This is a genomic window from Streptomyces sp. NPDC043867 (genome assembly GCF_056435845.1).
This window is the reverse complement of the sequence record NZ_JBWKDS010000010.1, coordinates 115,438-130,083: the sequence shown is the minus strand read 5'-3', so window position 1 is coordinate 130,083 and position 14,646 is coordinate 115,438. Positions and strand designations below refer to the sequence as shown.

Annotated in this window: 14 protein-coding genes and 2 pseudogenes; 9 read left to right on the top strand and 7 right to left on the bottom strand. The window is 70.5% G+C overall.

The genetic code is table 11. The features are described from left to right. Positions 1–236 precede the first annotated feature (236 nt). Positions 237–527 (top strand): annotated as a pseudogene (locus tag AC069T_RS12835) (short-chain dehydrogenase); the annotation flags it as partial. Positions 528–597: 70 nt separating this feature from the next. Here AC069T_RS12835 and AC069T_RS12830 read toward each other — a convergent pair. Continuing rightward, positions 598–1,530, bottom strand: coding sequence for a hypothetical protein (locus AC069T_RS12830; protein WP_478782752.1), 933 nt, complete (start codon positions 1,528–1,530; stop codon positions 598–600). Positions 1,531–1,635: 105 nt separating this feature from the next. Between AC069T_RS12830 and AC069T_RS12825 the strand changes: the two are divergent. Beyond that, positions 1,636–1,857: pseudogene (locus AC069T_RS12825) on the top strand (helix-turn-helix domain-containing protein); the annotation flags it as partial. 150 nt (positions 1,858–2,007) lie between these two features. Here the strand turns inward: AC069T_RS12825 and rbsD are convergent. The 6 genes from rbsD to AC069T_RS12795 all read right to left on the bottom strand — a co-directional run bounded on the left by rbsD (position 2,008) and on the right by AC069T_RS12795 (position 8,522). Continuing rightward, positions 2,008–2,397, bottom strand: a complete 390-nt coding sequence (gene rbsD / locus AC069T_RS12820; RefSeq protein ID WP_478782751.1) for a D-ribose pyranase — start codon at positions 2,395–2,397, stop codon at positions 2,008–2,010. After that, positions 2,394–3,293, bottom strand: coding sequence for a ribokinase (locus tag AC069T_RS12815; protein ID WP_478782750.1), 900 nt, complete (start codon positions 3,291–3,293; stop codon positions 2,394–2,396). Before AC069T_RS12815 ends, rbsD begins: the two co-directional genes overlap by 4 nt. A 187-nt stretch (positions 3,294–3,480) precedes the next feature. Beyond that, entirely contained in the window at positions 3,481–5,433 is a 1,953-nt protein-coding gene (locus AC069T_RS12810) for an ABC transporter permease/substrate-binding protein (RefSeq protein WP_478782749.1), read from the bottom strand. Then, complete coding sequence (locus tag AC069T_RS12805) at positions 5,423–6,961, bottom strand: sugar ABC transporter ATP-binding protein (RefSeq protein WP_478782748.1); 1,539 nt, start codon at positions 6,959–6,961, stop codon at positions 5,423–5,425. The genes AC069T_RS12810 and AC069T_RS12805 overlap by 11 nt, the downstream gene beginning before the upstream one ends. Continuing rightward, the gene (locus AC069T_RS12800) at positions 6,958–7,974 is read right to left on the bottom strand and encodes a LacI family DNA-binding transcriptional regulator (protein ID WP_478782747.1); all 1,017 of its coding nucleotides are present in this window, start codon (positions 7,972–7,974) and stop codon (positions 6,958–6,960) included. The genes AC069T_RS12805 and AC069T_RS12800 overlap by 4 nt, the downstream gene beginning before the upstream one ends. Before the next feature lie 137 nt (positions 7,975–8,111). Further along, positions 8,112–8,522 carry an ATP-binding protein gene (locus AC069T_RS12795; protein WP_478782746.1) on the bottom strand — a complete coding sequence of 137 codons (411 nt, stop codon included), beginning with the start codon at positions 8,520–8,522 and terminating at the stop codon, positions 8,112–8,114. 225 nt (positions 8,523–8,747) lie between these two features. Here AC069T_RS12795 and AC069T_RS12790 point away from each other — a divergent pair, with 225 nt between their 5' ends. From AC069T_RS12790 to AC069T_RS12760, 7 genes are all read left to right on the top strand, one after another. After that, complete coding sequence (locus AC069T_RS12790) at positions 8,748–9,584, top strand: helix-turn-helix domain-containing protein (protein ID WP_478782745.1); 837 nt, start codon at positions 8,748–8,750, stop codon at positions 9,582–9,584. Between the two features lie 8 nt (positions 9,585–9,592). Next, a complete protein-coding gene (locus tag AC069T_RS12785; RefSeq protein WP_478782744.1) occupies positions 9,593–9,793 on the top strand; it encodes a DUF397 domain-containing protein in 201 nt (66 codons plus the stop codon). A gap of 18 nt (positions 9,794–9,811) precedes the next feature. Continuing rightward, a complete protein-coding gene (locus AC069T_RS12780) occupies positions 9,812–10,000 on the top strand; it encodes a DUF397 domain-containing protein (protein WP_478782743.1) in 189 nt (62 codons plus the stop codon). After that, entirely contained in the window at positions 9,997–10,221 is a 225-nt protein-coding gene (locus AC069T_RS12775; RefSeq protein ID WP_478782742.1) for a DUF397 domain-containing protein, read from the top strand. The genes AC069T_RS12780 and AC069T_RS12775 overlap by 4 nt, the downstream gene beginning before the upstream one ends. An 8-nt stretch (positions 10,222–10,229) precedes the next feature. Continuing rightward, positions 10,230–10,424, top strand: coding sequence for a DUF397 domain-containing protein (locus AC069T_RS12770; RefSeq protein ID WP_478782741.1), 195 nt, complete (start codon positions 10,230–10,232; stop codon positions 10,422–10,424). 39 nt (positions 10,425–10,463) lie between these two features. Continuing rightward, the gene (gene recD2 / locus AC069T_RS12765) at positions 10,464–12,722 is read left to right on the top strand and encodes an SF1B family DNA helicase RecD2 (RefSeq protein WP_478782740.1); all 2,259 of its coding nucleotides are present in this window, start codon (positions 10,464–10,466) and stop codon (positions 12,720–12,722) included. 264 nt (positions 12,723–12,986) lie between these two features. Continuing rightward, a complete protein-coding gene (locus AC069T_RS12760; protein WP_358849840.1) occupies positions 12,987–14,276 on the top strand; it encodes a citrate synthase in 1,290 nt (429 codons plus the stop codon). The last annotated feature ends 370 nt before the right edge of the window (positions 14,277–14,646 follow it).

Genomic DNA, 14,646 nt, shown 5'->3' with positions numbered 1-14,646 from the left:
ATCGTGCACGTCAGCGAGTACGTCTGGGCTGCCGCGCACGGCTTCCACCGGCCCGGCACCCCGGCAGCCGAAGCCTGGGTCGCCGGGCATCCGACCACGATCCTCCACGGCCGGGCCAGCCGCGCCGCCCCTTCCACCTCGCCCGCAAGCACGAACGGCTCTATTCCACCTCTGACCAGCACGACTACGACCTCACGGTCTGAACCGCAGGCGTCCCCCGGGGAGTGCTACCCCCTTCGGAGATGATGCTCGACAACTGCGGCGTCACCGAGGACAACTGGCGCGACGCGCTGGCCGACGTCCCGCACTTCTGCATCTCGGAGAGCCCGGCATACGTCGGACGCGCGGTCGCGGCGCTGGCCGGCGACAGCGACATCGCACGCCGCAACGGCCAGTCGCTGTCCAGCGGCCAACTCGCCCAGGAGTACGGCTTCACCGACCTGGACGGCTCACGCCCCGACTGCTGGCGCCACCTGGTCGAGGTCGACGACGCCGGCAAGCCGGCGGACGCGACCGGATACCGGTGAGGGGCATCGCCCGCGGGGCTCTTCCAGCGTCCGTCCGACTCGCCCGCCGCCCCTCACGCGCAGTCGTACGTCAGCCCGCCCGCTCATAGGTGAGGACGGTCTTCGGGTGGTTGCCGATCTTGCGTAGGCGCAGCGGGCCGTCCGAGGACTTCACGTCGAAGGAGTACTCGGTCTCCTTCGGCGGGCAGTTGACGGTCCTGGTGCCCTGATCGAGCTTGAAGTTGCTCATGGACAGGTCGTGCTGGTCGATGCCGGAGACAACGGCGCTGCCCTTGCATCGCGGGCCGGTGCGGGACTCGATGACCACGCGTGCGGATCTGCCCGGCTCGACCTGGTGGAGGGTCAGCTGCTGGCTGTCGTCCGTGGCTCGCCACCGGCCCACGAACCAGGGGTGGATGGGCTTGTACTTCGTGGCCACCCCGGCGAATCCGGAGCCTTTGCGCCAGGTCAGCGTGGTGGTTCTCAGCATGCTGCGATGGACGAAGTCCACTCGGGCGCCACCGTCGCGGATGCGGGCCTTCGGCCAGACGATGGTGTTTTTGGTCGGGTCGGTGGTCCAGGAGGAGAGGTCCCCGGTGGCGACGGCCGCAATCACATCGTGCGGTTCGTCGCCGTCCCTGCAGTACGCGCCGAAGCCGGCCGCGAGCCACACGGTGTCCCGGTACGCCTTTGCCCTGATGCCGCCGCACGGTTTGGTGCCGGTCTCATAGACCGTCTTCCGGGCGGACCAGACGTCGTCAGAGGCGTCGCGATGCTGTGCCTCCAGGCCGCGGCGAGTGAAACGGAGGGACACCTGCCGGCCGTCGGACAGTTCGAGGACGGTGTGGTCTTCATCGTCCTCGACGACCCGTGAATCAGGCTTGTCCTCGGGTTCGCGGTGGGACTTCGTGTGCTTCGCGCTGCTGCCGGACGGTCCCTTGTCCGATTGCTCGGCGCAGCCGCCGACGGCTGCGTCGAGCATCAGCACCACTACCGCCCACGCCGCTGCGCTCTTCGTTCTCATGCCGTGTCAGCTCCCCTGTACGCCGCGCCGCGATGCCCGGGCCGGTGGGTGGCACGAACTCGGCGATGCTAGTCGGTGGGCGGCCCGCCCCGCTCGGCCCCCGGCACGGTGCGGCGGGCTCAGATGGTTCTGCTGTCCGCGCGGGGGATCCCCCTGGCGAAGATCGCCGAAGTGTCGTTCACCAGCGACGACCGGGTCCGCGAGGTGATCCACAACTTCAACACCGACGACCTCGACTCGCTCTACCCGAGCTATAAGGGCGGGCGGCCCAGGACGTTCACGCTGCCCGAGCGCCGCTCAACCGCATCGAGGCCCAGTTCACCGCCCTGCGCTACTTCACCCTGGACGGCACCGACCACGCTATCCACACAGAGCAGGGCAGCATGATCCGCCGCTGCATCATCCGGCGAAACCGCCATGCCGACGACCGGCACCTGCGCGCCGTCGTCGACAGGGCGAACGTTGCCTGATGCGGCACTAGAAGAACACCCCGCACCGCAGCAGCACGTTCGCGTACGGCCGTGCCTCCCCGGTGCGCACGATCAGCCGCGCACCCGCCGACCGCGACTTCAGCTCCTCGTGCGAGACCAGCTCCAGTGCGGGCAGGCGCGACCGGAGCAGGGCCGCCGCCTCCGGGTTCGCCTCCTGGACCTCGTGGGCGGCGGTGCCGCCCTCCACCACCAGCTCCGCCAGCAGCCCGTCGAGGACCTCGGCGAACGACGGCACCCCGGCCCGGAAGGCCAGGTCCACCAGGCGCGGCCCGTCCGGGACCGGCATTCCCGCGTCGCACACCAGCACCCCGTCGCCGTGCCCCAACTCGGCGACGGCGCCCGCGAGATGACGGTTCAGAATCCCGGCCTTCTTCACAGCGCGGCGACCTCCTCGGCGGTGGGGAACGACACCTGCGCGCCCTCCCTGGTGACGGCGGCGGCGCCCACCCGGGCCGCGTACGCGGCGGCCTCGGCCAGGGACGAGCCGGTCCCCAGGCGCCAGGCCAGCGCCGCGGTGAACGCGTCGCCCGCCCCGGTGGTGTCCACCGCGTCGACCCGCACCGACGGGACCCGGACCGTGCCCTCCGCGTCCGCCACCAGCGCGCCGTCGGCGCCGAGCGTGACGACCACCGAGCGCGGTCCGAGGGCGAGCAGGGCCCGCGCCCAGTCCTCGGGCCGGTCCCCCGCCGCGTCGCCGAGCACCACGCGGGCCTCGTGCTCGTTCACGATCAGCGGGTCGCACGCGGCCAGCACCTCGGCGGGCAGCGGCACCGGCGGTGACGGGTTCAGGACGAAGCGACCGCCGGCCGGCAGGCTCCGTACGGTCTCCACGACCGTCTCCAGCGGAATCTCCAGCTGCGCCGAGACCACGCGGGAGGCCCGGAAGAGGTCCCCGGCCGCGCGGACGTCCCCCGGGGTCAGCCGCCCGTTCGCACCGGGCGAGACGACGATGCTGTTGTCCCCGGACGGGTCGACCGTGATCAGTGCGACCCCGGTCGGCGCCCCGCCGACGAGCACGCCGGCCGTGTCGACACCGGCCGCGCGCTGCGAGTCGAGCAGCAGCCGTCCGTGCGCGTCGTCGCCGACCCGCGCGAGCAGGGCCGTACGGGCGCCGAGCCGGGCGGCGGCGACCGCCTGGTTGGCGCCCTTGCCGCCGGGGTGCACGGCGAGGTCGGAGCCGAGCACCGTCTCCCCGGCCGCGGGCCGCCGCTCGACCCCGATCACCAGATCGGCGTTGGCCGATCCCACGACCAGCAGGTCGTAGTCGTACATCAGCACACTCTTTCCGTACGTCGACGGGAGCCGGATCCGGACCCCGTATGCCGACGGGAGCCGGGTCCGGACCCCGTATACCGACGGGGACCGGGTCCGGCCCCGTCTGTCGATGAGGGCCGGGTCCGGCCCCCGTACGTCGATGCGGGCCGGGTCCGGAGCAAGCGCCCCCGACCCGGCCCGTCCGTCAGCCGCCGAACCCGGCCACGTTCTTGGACGTGACCACCTTCACCGGCACCTTCACGGTCTGGTCGACCTTCTCGCCCTCGGCGGCGGCCAGCGCGTTGCGCACCGCGATCCGGCCGAGCTCCTTGGGCTGCTGCGCCACGGAGGCGTACAGGGTGCCCGCCTCGACCGCCTTCAGTCCGTCGGGGGTGCCGTCGAAGCCGATGACGGCGACCGACTTGCCGGCCTTGGAACCGAGCGCCTTGATCGCGCCGAGCGCCATCTCGTCGTTCTCGGCGAAGACGCCCTGCACGTCCGGGTGGGCCTGGAGCATGTTGGTCATGACGTCGAGGCCCTTGGTGCGGTCGAAGTCGGCGGGCTGCTTCGCGACGACCTTGATGCCGGGGTGCTCCTTCAGGCCCGCGGCGAACCCGGCGCCCCGCTCCCGGCTGGCGGAGGTGCCTGCCTGGCCCTGAAGGATCACGATGGTGCCCCGGCCGCCGAGCTTGTCGGCGAGGGTCTCGGCGGCGAGCTTGCCGCCCGCGACGTTGTCGGAGGCGACCAGCGCCGCCGTGTCGGCCTTGTTCACGCCACGGTCGACGCCGACCACGGGGATGCCGGCCTTGTTGGCGGCGCGCACCGCGGGACCCGCCGCGTCCGAGTCCACCGGGTTGACGACGATCGAGCCGAGGCCTTCGCTGGTGAAGTTCTGCAGCTGGTTGGCCTGCTGCGAGGCGTCGTTCTGCGCGTCCGTGACGGTCAGGTCCGCGCCCCGCTTCTTCGCCTCCTCCTGCGCGCCCGCCTTGATCTGGACGAAGAAGGGGTTGTTCAGGGTCGACAGGGACAGCCCCACCTTCTGGGTCGTGCCGCCCGACGAGCCGTTGTGCAGGAAGGACATCGCGCCCACGACGGCAGCCGCGACCACGGCCGCCAGCACATACGTGCCCGCCTGCCGTGCCCGGCCGCCCGGAGTGCCCGTCCCGGCGGCCGCCGGGGTCGCCCCCGCCTTGCGCCGCAGCGTGTCGAGCAGCACCGCCAGCGCGATGACGACACCGATCACGACCTGCTGCCAGAAGGCCGACACGGACAGCAGGTTGAGGCCGTTGCGCAGCACCGCCAGGATCAGCGCGCCGATCAGCGTCCCGGACGCCTTGCCCGTGCCGCCGGCCAGCGAGGCGCCGCCGATGACGACCGCGGCGATCGCGTCGAGCTCGTAGCCCTGGGCGGCCTGCGGCTGGGCGGAGGAGAGCCGGGAGGCGAGCACGATGCCCGCCGCGGCGGCGAACAGACCGGACAGCGCGTAGATCGCGAGCTTCTGCTTCTTCACCCGCAGGCCGGAGAGGCGGGCCGCCTCCTCGTTGCCGCCGATCGCGTACATGGAGCGCCCGATGTACGTACGGCCGAGGATCAGGGCCGTGAGCAGGCCCATCACGATCATCACGAGGACCGGCACCGGCAGCCAGCCGCCGAGGGTGTCGCCGAGGTGCGAGACGGAGTCGGGGAAGGGGATCGGGCTGCCCTGCGAGATCACCAGGGACAGTCCGCGGCCCACCGAGAGCATGGCGAGCGTCGCGATGAACGGCGGCAGCTTCCCGTACGAGATCAGCACGCCGTTGACCAGCCCGCACGCTATGCCGGTGGCGATGGCGAGGAGGACCGCGATCCCCACCGGGACGCCCTGGGAGGTCGCCGTCCAGGCGAGGACGGTGGCCGACAGCGCGGCGACGGAACCGACCGACAGGTCGATGCCCGCCGAGACGATCACGAAGGTGACGCCGAAGGCGAGGATGGCGGTCACGGCCGCCTGGACGCCGATGTTGAGCAGGTTGTCGGTCGTCAGGAAGTCGCCGGACAGCGCCGACATCGCGACGACGAGGACGATGAGCGCGGTGAGCGCGCCGTTGTCGAGAAGGAGGCGGCGGACCGCCGAGGCGCCACCGGCGCCCGATGAGCTCTTGAGCGTGTCAGTGGCCACGGGAGTCCTCCACTGCGGTAGTTCCGGTGTGGGCGGGGGCGGACGTGCTGACGGCGAGTGCCATCACCGCGTCCTGGGTCGCTTCGGCGGCCGGGAGTTCGCCGGCGATCCGGCCCTGGGCCATGACCAGCACCCGGTCGCTCATGCCGAGCACCTCGGGCAGGTCGCTGGAGATCATCAGGACGGCGGCGCCGGCGGCGGTCAGTTCGTTGACGAGCTGGTAGATCTCGACCTTGGCGCCGACGTCGATACCGCGCGTCGGCTCGTCGAGGATCAGCACCTTGGTGTCGGCGAGCAGCCACTTGCCGATGACGACCTTCTGCTGGTTGCCGCCGGACAGGGTGCGCACGTGCTGGCCGAGTCCGGCCATCCGCACCCCGAGCTGCTTCGCGATGCGGGCGGCGGCCTCCCGCTGCCCCTTGAGGTCGACGAGCCCGCCGCGGGTCGCCCGGCGCAGGGTGACCAGGCCGAGGTTCTCCTCGACGGAGGCGTCGAGCAGCAGCCCCTGGCCCTTGCGGTCCTCGGGGACGAGCCCGATGCCCGCCGTCATGGCGGCGCCGACGTCGTGGCGCGGCAGCCGGGCCCCGGCGACCTCGACGGACCCGCTGTCGTACGGGTCGGCGCCGAAGACCGCCCGGACGACCTCCGTGCGGCCCGCGCCGACCAGCCCGGCGATGCCGACGACCTCACCGGCCCGCACCTCGAAGGACACGTCGTGGAAGACGCCGTCCCGGGTGAGCCCCTCGACGGTCAGCAACGCGGCTCCTGTGTCAGGGCGTTCGCGCGGGTACTGCTGCTCGATCGACCGGCCCACCATGAGGCGTACGAGGTCGTCCTCGGGGGTGGCGGCGGGCACCTGGCCGACGCTGCGGCCGTCCCGCAGGACCGTGACCCGGTCGCCCAGGGCGGCGATCTCCTCCAGGTGGTGCGTGATGAAGACGATGCCGACGCCGTCCTCGCGCAGCCGGCGCACGATGGTGAAGAGTTTCTCCACCTCCTCGGAGGTGAGCACCGCGGTCGGCTCGTCCATGATCAGGACGCGGGCGTTGAGGCTGAGCGCCTTGGCGATCTCGACCATCTGGAGGCGAGCGATGCCCAGTTCACGCACCCGCGCCCGCGGGGAAACGTGCACGCCGACCCGTTCGAGCAGTGCGGCGGCGTCGGCCTCCATCGTCCTGCGGTCGATCAGCCCGAAGCGGCGCGGCTGGCGTCCCAGGAAGATGTTCTCGGCGACCGTCAGGTCCGGGACGAGGTTGAACTCCTGGTAGATGGTGGCGATCCCGAGGCGTTCGGAGTCCTGCGCCCCGTGGATGCGCGCCTCCTCGCCGTCGACGAGGATCCGTCCGGCGTCGGGCCGGTAGGCGCCGGAGAGCATCTTGATGAGGGTGCTCTTGCCGGCGCCGTTCTCGCCGAGCAGCACATGCACTTCCCCGCGGCGCAGGTCGAAGTCCACGCTGTCGAGCGCGACGACGCCGGGGAAGGTCTTGCGTATCCCTTCGATGCGCAGCAACTCGTCCGGATGGCTCACGGGTTGCTCCTTTGCACGGGGGCGCTCTCGCCGCACGAGCGGCGCACGACGAGGCGGGCGGGGAGGGTGACGGACTGCGGGGGCCGCCCTTCGATGCGGTCGACCAGAGCGCGGACGGCGGCCCGGCCCAGGGCACCGGTCGGCTGGGCGATCGCCGTGATCGGCGGATCGGTGTGGACGAACCACGGGATGTCGTCGAAGGCGGCGAGCGCGATGTCCTCGGGGACCCGCATGCCGCGCGCCCTGATGGCGTCCAGCGCGCCGAGCGCCATCAGGTTGTCCGCGGCGAAGACGACCTCGGGCGGCTCGTCCAGGGCGAGGAACCCCTCGGTGGCCCGGCGGCCGCTCTCCGCCTGGAAGTCGCCCTGCCCCGTGTAGGCGTCGGGCAGCGCGATTCCGTACTCGGCGAGCGCCTCCCGGAACGCCTCGACGCGCTCGCTGCCGGTGGTGGTCGCCGCCGGGCCCGCGATGATGGCGAGCCTGCGGTGGCCGAGCCCGTGCAGGTGCGCGACGAGGTCACGCACCGCCGCGCGCCCGTCCGCCCGCACCACCGGCACGTCCACGCCCGGGATCCAGCGGTCCACGAAGACCATCGGGGTCCCGGCGCGGACGGCGTCCAGCACGGCGGGGGAGCCGCCGTCGGCGGGGGAGACGAGCAGCCCGTCGATCCGGCGGTCGAGCAGCGTACGGACGTGGTGGTCCTGGAGGTCGGGCCGCTCGTCGGCGTTGCCGATGATGACGCTGTAGCCGAGGGCGCGGGCCTCCTCCTCCACGGAGCGGGCCAGCTCGGTGAAGTACGGGTTGAGCACGTCGCTGATGACCAGGCCGAGGGTGCGGGTCTGGTCGGTGCGCAGGGAGCGGGCGACGGCGTTCGGGCGGTAGCCCAGGGTCTGGACGGCGGTCAGGACACGGGCGCGTGCGTCCGCGCTGACCGACGGATGGTCGTTCAGGACGCGCGAGACCGTGGCGACCGACACGCCCGCCTCGGCAGCGACGTCCTTGATGCTCGCCATCGTCGCTCCACCTCCTCGTGGAATCGATTACACGGGAGATTGGAATCGATTACACGCACGAGGGCAAGGGGCGGGAGGTGGCCGAGATTCAATCGTGACCGGCGGCGGGATTCCGTCTCCCGCGGGCCCCGGGGGCCTCAGCCGGCCGCCAGCTCGCACCATACGTACTTGCCCCGGTTGCCGTCCCGCGCCAGCGGGTGCCAGCCCCACCCGGTGGCGCAGGCCCGCACCAGCGCCAGCCCGCGGCCCTGCTCAGGGTGCTCCTCGATCCCGGACGGCGCCGGTGGCTCCGGCGGTTCGGGGTCCGTGTCCCAGGCCCCGATCCGCAGGGTGCCAGGCGGCGACCAGCGGACCCGGAGGGCGGCGGGGCCCTTCGTGTGCCGTACGGCGTTGGAGACCAGCTCGGTCGCGAGCAGCTCGGCGACGTCGACGAGGCCGATCAGTCCGTGCATGGTGAGGATCAGCCGGAGGGTGCGGCGGCTGACGGTCACGGCCCGGAGGTCGTTCGGGACGTGGAGGGAGTACTCCCAGGAATCGTTTTCGGGCATGCATGTGAACTCCGTTCGGTGGAGGGGGAGTTGCGGGGCGGGGCGGTGGCAGTGTCGCGCCCGTCATGGCAGGACGGGGCGGTGCGCTTCCGGGGTCCCGGTGGTGCCGCAGGGTGTGCGTCGCGTCACCGACGGTAGGTCTAACAGGTAAGACCGAGCAAGCCCATCGCGTAATCTGACCCCGAACGAGTCGCATCGGCGCGCTTGTTGAACGGGAGGGGGTCAATGGTCCTGAGGCGTGAACCGACGGCACGCCAGGTGCGCTTGGGGGTCGAACTGCGCAGGCTCCGCGATGCGGCCGGCCTGACCGCGACGGAGGCGGCGTCGCTGCTCGGGGTCAACAGGGTTCAGATCAGCCACATCGAAGCGGGGCTCGCGGGCGTGAGCGAGCAGAGGCTGCGCCGCCTCGCCTCTCACTACGCGTGCACGGACGAGGAGTTCGTCGACGCGCTGGTGGCCATGGCTGCGGATCGGACGCGGGGGTGGTGGGAGGAGTACCGGGGGTTGCTGCCGACGTCGTTCCTGGACCTGGCTGAACTGGAACACCGCGCTGTGTTCCGGAACCAGGTGGCCATCCTGTACGTGCCGGGTCTGTTGCAGACGGAGGAGTACGCGCGTGCCGTCTTCTCCGCACGTGTCCCCGAACTCACGGGGGAGGAACTTGAGTTGCGTGTACTCCACCGCATGGCACGCCAGAAGCTCACGATCCCTTACGAGGTGGTGATCCACGAGGCGGCGCTGCGCATCAGGGTCAGCGACCGCGCCACTTCCAGATCTCAGCTCGCCCGGCTTCTCGAAGTCTCCGAAGCGGACCACATCACCCTTCAGGTGATCCCCTTCGACCTCGACGGATTCGCCAATGCCTCAAGCGCGATGACCTACGCGGGTGGGTCACTGCCCCGGCTGGACACAGTGGTGCGCGACGCGCCCCATGGCTCGATTTTCATCGATTCTGAGGCTCAGCTGAACACCTATCGAAGGAACTTCCGTAGGGTGCAGGCTGTATCGCTCGACCCTGAACGGTCACGCGAACTCATCCACGACCTGGCGAAAGAATTGTGAGGCGTCCCATGACAGTCTTCGACAACTGGCGGAAGTCGTCCTACTCGGGCGAGGGCGACGGCAACGACTGCGTGGAGATCGCGAACTCCGCCACCCACGTAGCCGTCCGCGACACCAAAACCCCCGCCCGGGCAACCCTGACCTTCCCGGTCACCGCCTTCGCCCCCTTCGTCGAGGCCCTGAAAAGGGTGCCCCGAGCCGCCTGCTGAAAGAGCTGTGAGGGACCCATGGACAATTGGCGCAAGTCGTCCTACTCGGGCCCCGACGACGGCAACAACTGCGTCGAGGTCGCCCCCCGCCCCGCCCACGTGGCCGTCCGCGACTCGAAGGTCCCGTCCAAGGCCACCCTCACGTTCGCCTCGACTGCCTTCACCGCTTTCGTCGAGGGACTGAAGAAGCCGGTGAAGTCGTCGTGAGGCACCTCGTGCCGACGTTCGCCAACTGGCGGAAGTCGTCGTACTCCGGCGGCGGCGACGGCAACAACTGCGTCGAGGTCGCCGAATCCACCACCCACGTAGCCATCCGTGACTCGAAAACCCCCGCCCGGGCAACTGTCACCTTCCGAGTCACCGCCTTCGCCCCCTTCGTCGGGGCCGTGAAAGGGGCACCCCGTGGCCGACCGCTGGAGGAGCTGTGACGCACCCAATGCCGACGTTCGTTAACTGGCGGAAGTCGTCCTACTCCGGCGAGGGCGACGGCAACAGTTGCGTGGAGGTCGCGAACTCCCCCACCCACGTAGCCGTCCGCGACACCAAAACCCCCGCCCGGGCCACCCTCACCTTCCCGGTCACCGCCTTCGCGCCCTTCGTCGGAGCCCTCAAGGGGGACCCCCGGCGCTGATCCCTGACGGCTGTCACACCCCACCGGTACGGTCGGATCATGTCCAATCAGGCGGGGACCCGCCAGGTGACCCTGGCGGTGGTGGAAGGCGTACTGGAGCGCATCACGTACGCCAACGAGGAGACCGGGTACACGGTCGCCCGGGTCGACACCGGCCGCGGCGCCGGTGACCTGCTCACCGTCGTCGGCTCGCTCCTCGGCGCGCAGGCCGGCGAGTCCCTGCGCCTGGAGGGCCGCTGGGGCTCCCACCCCCAGTACGGCAAGCAGTTCACGGTGGAGAACTACACGACGGTGCTGCCCGCCACCGTCCAGGGCATCCGCCGCTACCTCGGCTCTGGCCTGGTCAAGGGCATCGGCCCGGTCTTCGCGGACCGCATCACCCGGCACTTCGGCACGGACACGCTCCGCATCATCGAGGAGGAGCCCAAGCGCCTCATCGAGGTGCCCGGCCTCGGCCCCAAGCGCACGAAGAAGATCGCCGACGCCTGGGAGGAGCAGAAGGCGATCAAGGAGGTCATGCTCTTCCTGCAGAGCGTCGAGGTGTCGACCTCCATCGCCGTCCGCATCTACAAGAAGTACGGCGACGCGTCGATCTCGGTGGTGAAGAACCAGCCCTACCGCCTCGCGTCGGACGTCTGGGGCATCGGCTTCCTCACCGCCGACAAGATCGCCCAGTCCGTCGGCATCCCGCACGACAGCCCGGAGCGGGTCAAGGCCGGTCTTCAGTACGCGCTCTCGCAGTCCACCGACCAGGGCCACTGCTACCTCCCCGAGGAGCGGCTGATCGCGGACGCGGTGAAGCTGCTCCAGGTGGACACGGGACTCGTGATCGAGTGCCTGGCCGAGCTTGCCTCGCCCTCGGAGGAGGGCGAGGACCCCGGCGTGGTGCGTGAGAAGGTTCCGTCCCCCGACGGCGGCGACCCGGTCACCGCCGTCTACCTGGTCCCCTTCCATCGCGCGGAACTGTCCCTGTCCGCGCAGCTGTTGCGCCTGCTGCGCACCGGCGAGGACCGGATGCCCGGGTTCCACGACGTGGACTGGACGAAGGCACTCGCCTGGCTCAGGGGGCGTACGGGGGCGGAGCTGGCCCCCGAGCAGGAGGCGGCCGTCCGCCTCGCGCTGACGAAGAAGGTCGCCGTCCTCACCGGCGGTCCGGGCTGCGGCAAGTCGTTCACCGTGCGCTCGATCGTGGAGCTGGCCCGCGCCAAGAAGGCGAGGATCGTCCTGGCGGCGCCCACGGGCCGGGCGGCCAAGCGCCTCGCGGAGCTGACCGGCGCCGACGCCTCCACCGTCCACCGGCTCCTGGAGCTCAAGCCCGGCGGCGACGCGGCGTACGACAGGGAGCGGCCGCTGGACGCCGACCTGGTGGTCGTGGACGAGGCGTCGATGCTGGACCTGCTCCTCGCGAACAAGCTGGTCAAGGCGGTGGCCGAGGGTGCCCACCTGCTGTTCGTGGGGGATGTCGACCAGCTGCCGAGCGTCGGCGCCGGGGAGGTCCTGCGCGACCTGCTCGCCGACGGCAGCCCCATTCCGGCGGTCCGCCTCACCCGCGTCTTCCGCCAGGCCCGGCAGTCCGGCGTGGTGACGAACGCCCACCGGATCAACTCCGGCCACCAGCCCGTCACCGAGGGCCTGAACGACTTCTTCCTGTTCGTCGAGGACGACACCGAGGAGGTGGGCCGGCTCACCGTCGACGTGGTGGCCCGGCGCATCCCCGCCAGGTTCGGCCTGGACCCGCGCCGCGACGTGCAGGTGCTCGCCCCGATGCACCGCGGCCCGGCCGGCGCCGGAGCGCTCAACGCCCTGCTTCAGCAGGCCGTCACACCCGCCCGCCCGGACGTGCCCGAGAAGCGCTTCGGCGGGCGCGTCTTCCGCGTCGGCGACAAGGTCACCCAGATCCGGAACAACTACGAGAAGGGCGAGAACGGCGTCTTCAACGGCACGGTCGGCGTCGTCACCTCGCTCGACCCGGACGAGCAGCGCCTGACGGTCCTCACGGACGAGGACGAGGAGGTGGCGTACGAGTTCGACGAACTGGACGAACTGGCGCACGCGTATGCCGTGACCATCCACCGCTCCCAGGGCAGCGAGTACCCGGCGGTGGTGATCCCGGTCACCACGAGCGCCTGGATGATGCTCCAGCGCAATCTGCTCTACACGGCGGTGACCCGCGCCAAGAAGCTGGTCGTCCTCGTCGGCTCCCGCAAGGCGATAGGCCAGGCGGTCCGCACGGTGTCCGCGGGCCGGCGGTGCACGGCCCTGGACCACCGCCTCGCCCCGCGTCCGTCCGGCCCCTGACGACGGGCCGGAACCCCGGTGAGAACGGGTCACCGGGCCCGGGGTCGCACGTGTCGCGGAAAATGATCGATCAAATGAGTCACAAAGGTCACACTGCACTTCCGGAAGCGGGGCGGAGGGAGGCAGGATGAGCAGGTTGGCGGCACTGAGTGCCGCCAGTAGGCCCAATGGTCGACCCCGAGTGCACTCTCCAGGGCCAAATGGGGGATGGTAGAGACAGTCAGGGCACCTCGAAGAAGAGGCACAACGTCGGTGAGGGATGACGTGAGCGACAACTCTGTAGTACTGCGGTACGGCGATGGCGAGTACACCTACCCGGTGATCGACAGCACCGTCGGCGACAAGGGCTTCGACATCGGGAAGCTCCGCGCCCAGACCGGTCTGGTGACTCTCGACAGCGGATACGGCAACACCGCTGCCTATAAATCCGCCATCACCTACCTCGACGGCGAGGAAGGCATCCTCCGCTACCGCGGTTACCCGATCGAGCAGCTCGCCGAGCGCTCCACCTTCCTTGAGGTGGCGTACCTGCTGATCAACGGCGAGCTGCCGACCGTCGACCAGCTCTCCACCTTCCAGGGCGAGATCACGCAGCACACCCTGCTGCACGAGGACGTCAAGAACTTCTTCCGCGGCTTCCCGCGTGACGCCCACCCGATGGCCATGCTGTCGTCCGTGGTCAGCGCGCTGTCCACGTTCTACCAGGACAGCCACAACCCGTTCGACGAGAAGCAGCGTCACCTCTCGACGATCCGCCTGCTCGCCAAGCTGCCGACGATCGCGGCGTACGCGTACAAGAAGTCGATCGGGCACCCCTTCGTCTACCCGCGCAACGACCTCGGGTACGTCGAGAACTTCCTGCGCATGACCTTCTCGGTCCCCGCCCAGGAGTACGACCTGGACCCGGTCGTCGTCTCCGCGCTCGACAAGCTGCTGATCCTGCACGCGGACCACGAGCAGAACTGTTCGACGTCCACGGTGCGGCTGGTCGGCTCCTCGCAGGCGAACATGTTCGCCTCGATCTCCGCCGGCATCTCCGCCCTCTGGGGCCCGCTGCACGGCGGCGCCAACCAGTCGGTGCTGGAGATGCTCGAGGGCATCCAGACCTCGGGCGGCGACGTCGACACCTTCATCCGCAAGGTGAAGAACAAGGAAGACGGCGTGAAGCTCATGGGCTTCGGGCACCGCGTCTACAAGAACTTCGACCCCCGGGCGAAGATCATCAAGGCGGCGGCGCACGACGTCCTCTCGGCCCTCGGCAAGTCCGACGAGCTGCTGGACATCGCGCTGAAGCTCGAGGAGCACGCGCTGGCCGACGACTACTTCGTCGAGCGGAAGCTCTACCCGAACGTGGACTTCTACACGGGTCTGATCTACCGCGCCATGGGCTTCCCGACCGAGATGTTCACGGTCCTGTTCGCCCTCGGCCGCCTGCCGGGCTGGATCGCCCAGTGGCACGAGATGATCAAGGAGCCGGGTTCCCGCATCGGCCGCCCGCGCCAGATCTACACCGGTGAGGTCCTCCGCGACTTCGTCCCGGTGGAGGCCCGCTGACCGGTACTTCGTGGGTCACTGCACCCACGGCCCCTTACGGCGAGTGAGCCGAAGGGGCGCGCCTGTGCCGACAGACCGAACGCGCGGAGGCCCGACGCAGGAGGGCCGAGCACGATCGGTCTGTCGGCACAGGCTCCTGCGCCCCGGAGGCGAACCGAGCCTTTAAAGAATACGGAAAAGCGCCCTGCTGCCGGTCCCCCCACGGGCCGGCAGTCAGGGCGCTTTCCTGGTCCCGGTGCGGATTCCCCCCACGGGATCCGGCCGGGCGTCTGTGGGACAGCGCCTGAACCGCTGCGAGCTGAACGAGCAGAACTGCGTGCGCCACCGCGTGACGCGGTGCGCTCTGCCGGGACCCGTACGGACCGGGAGG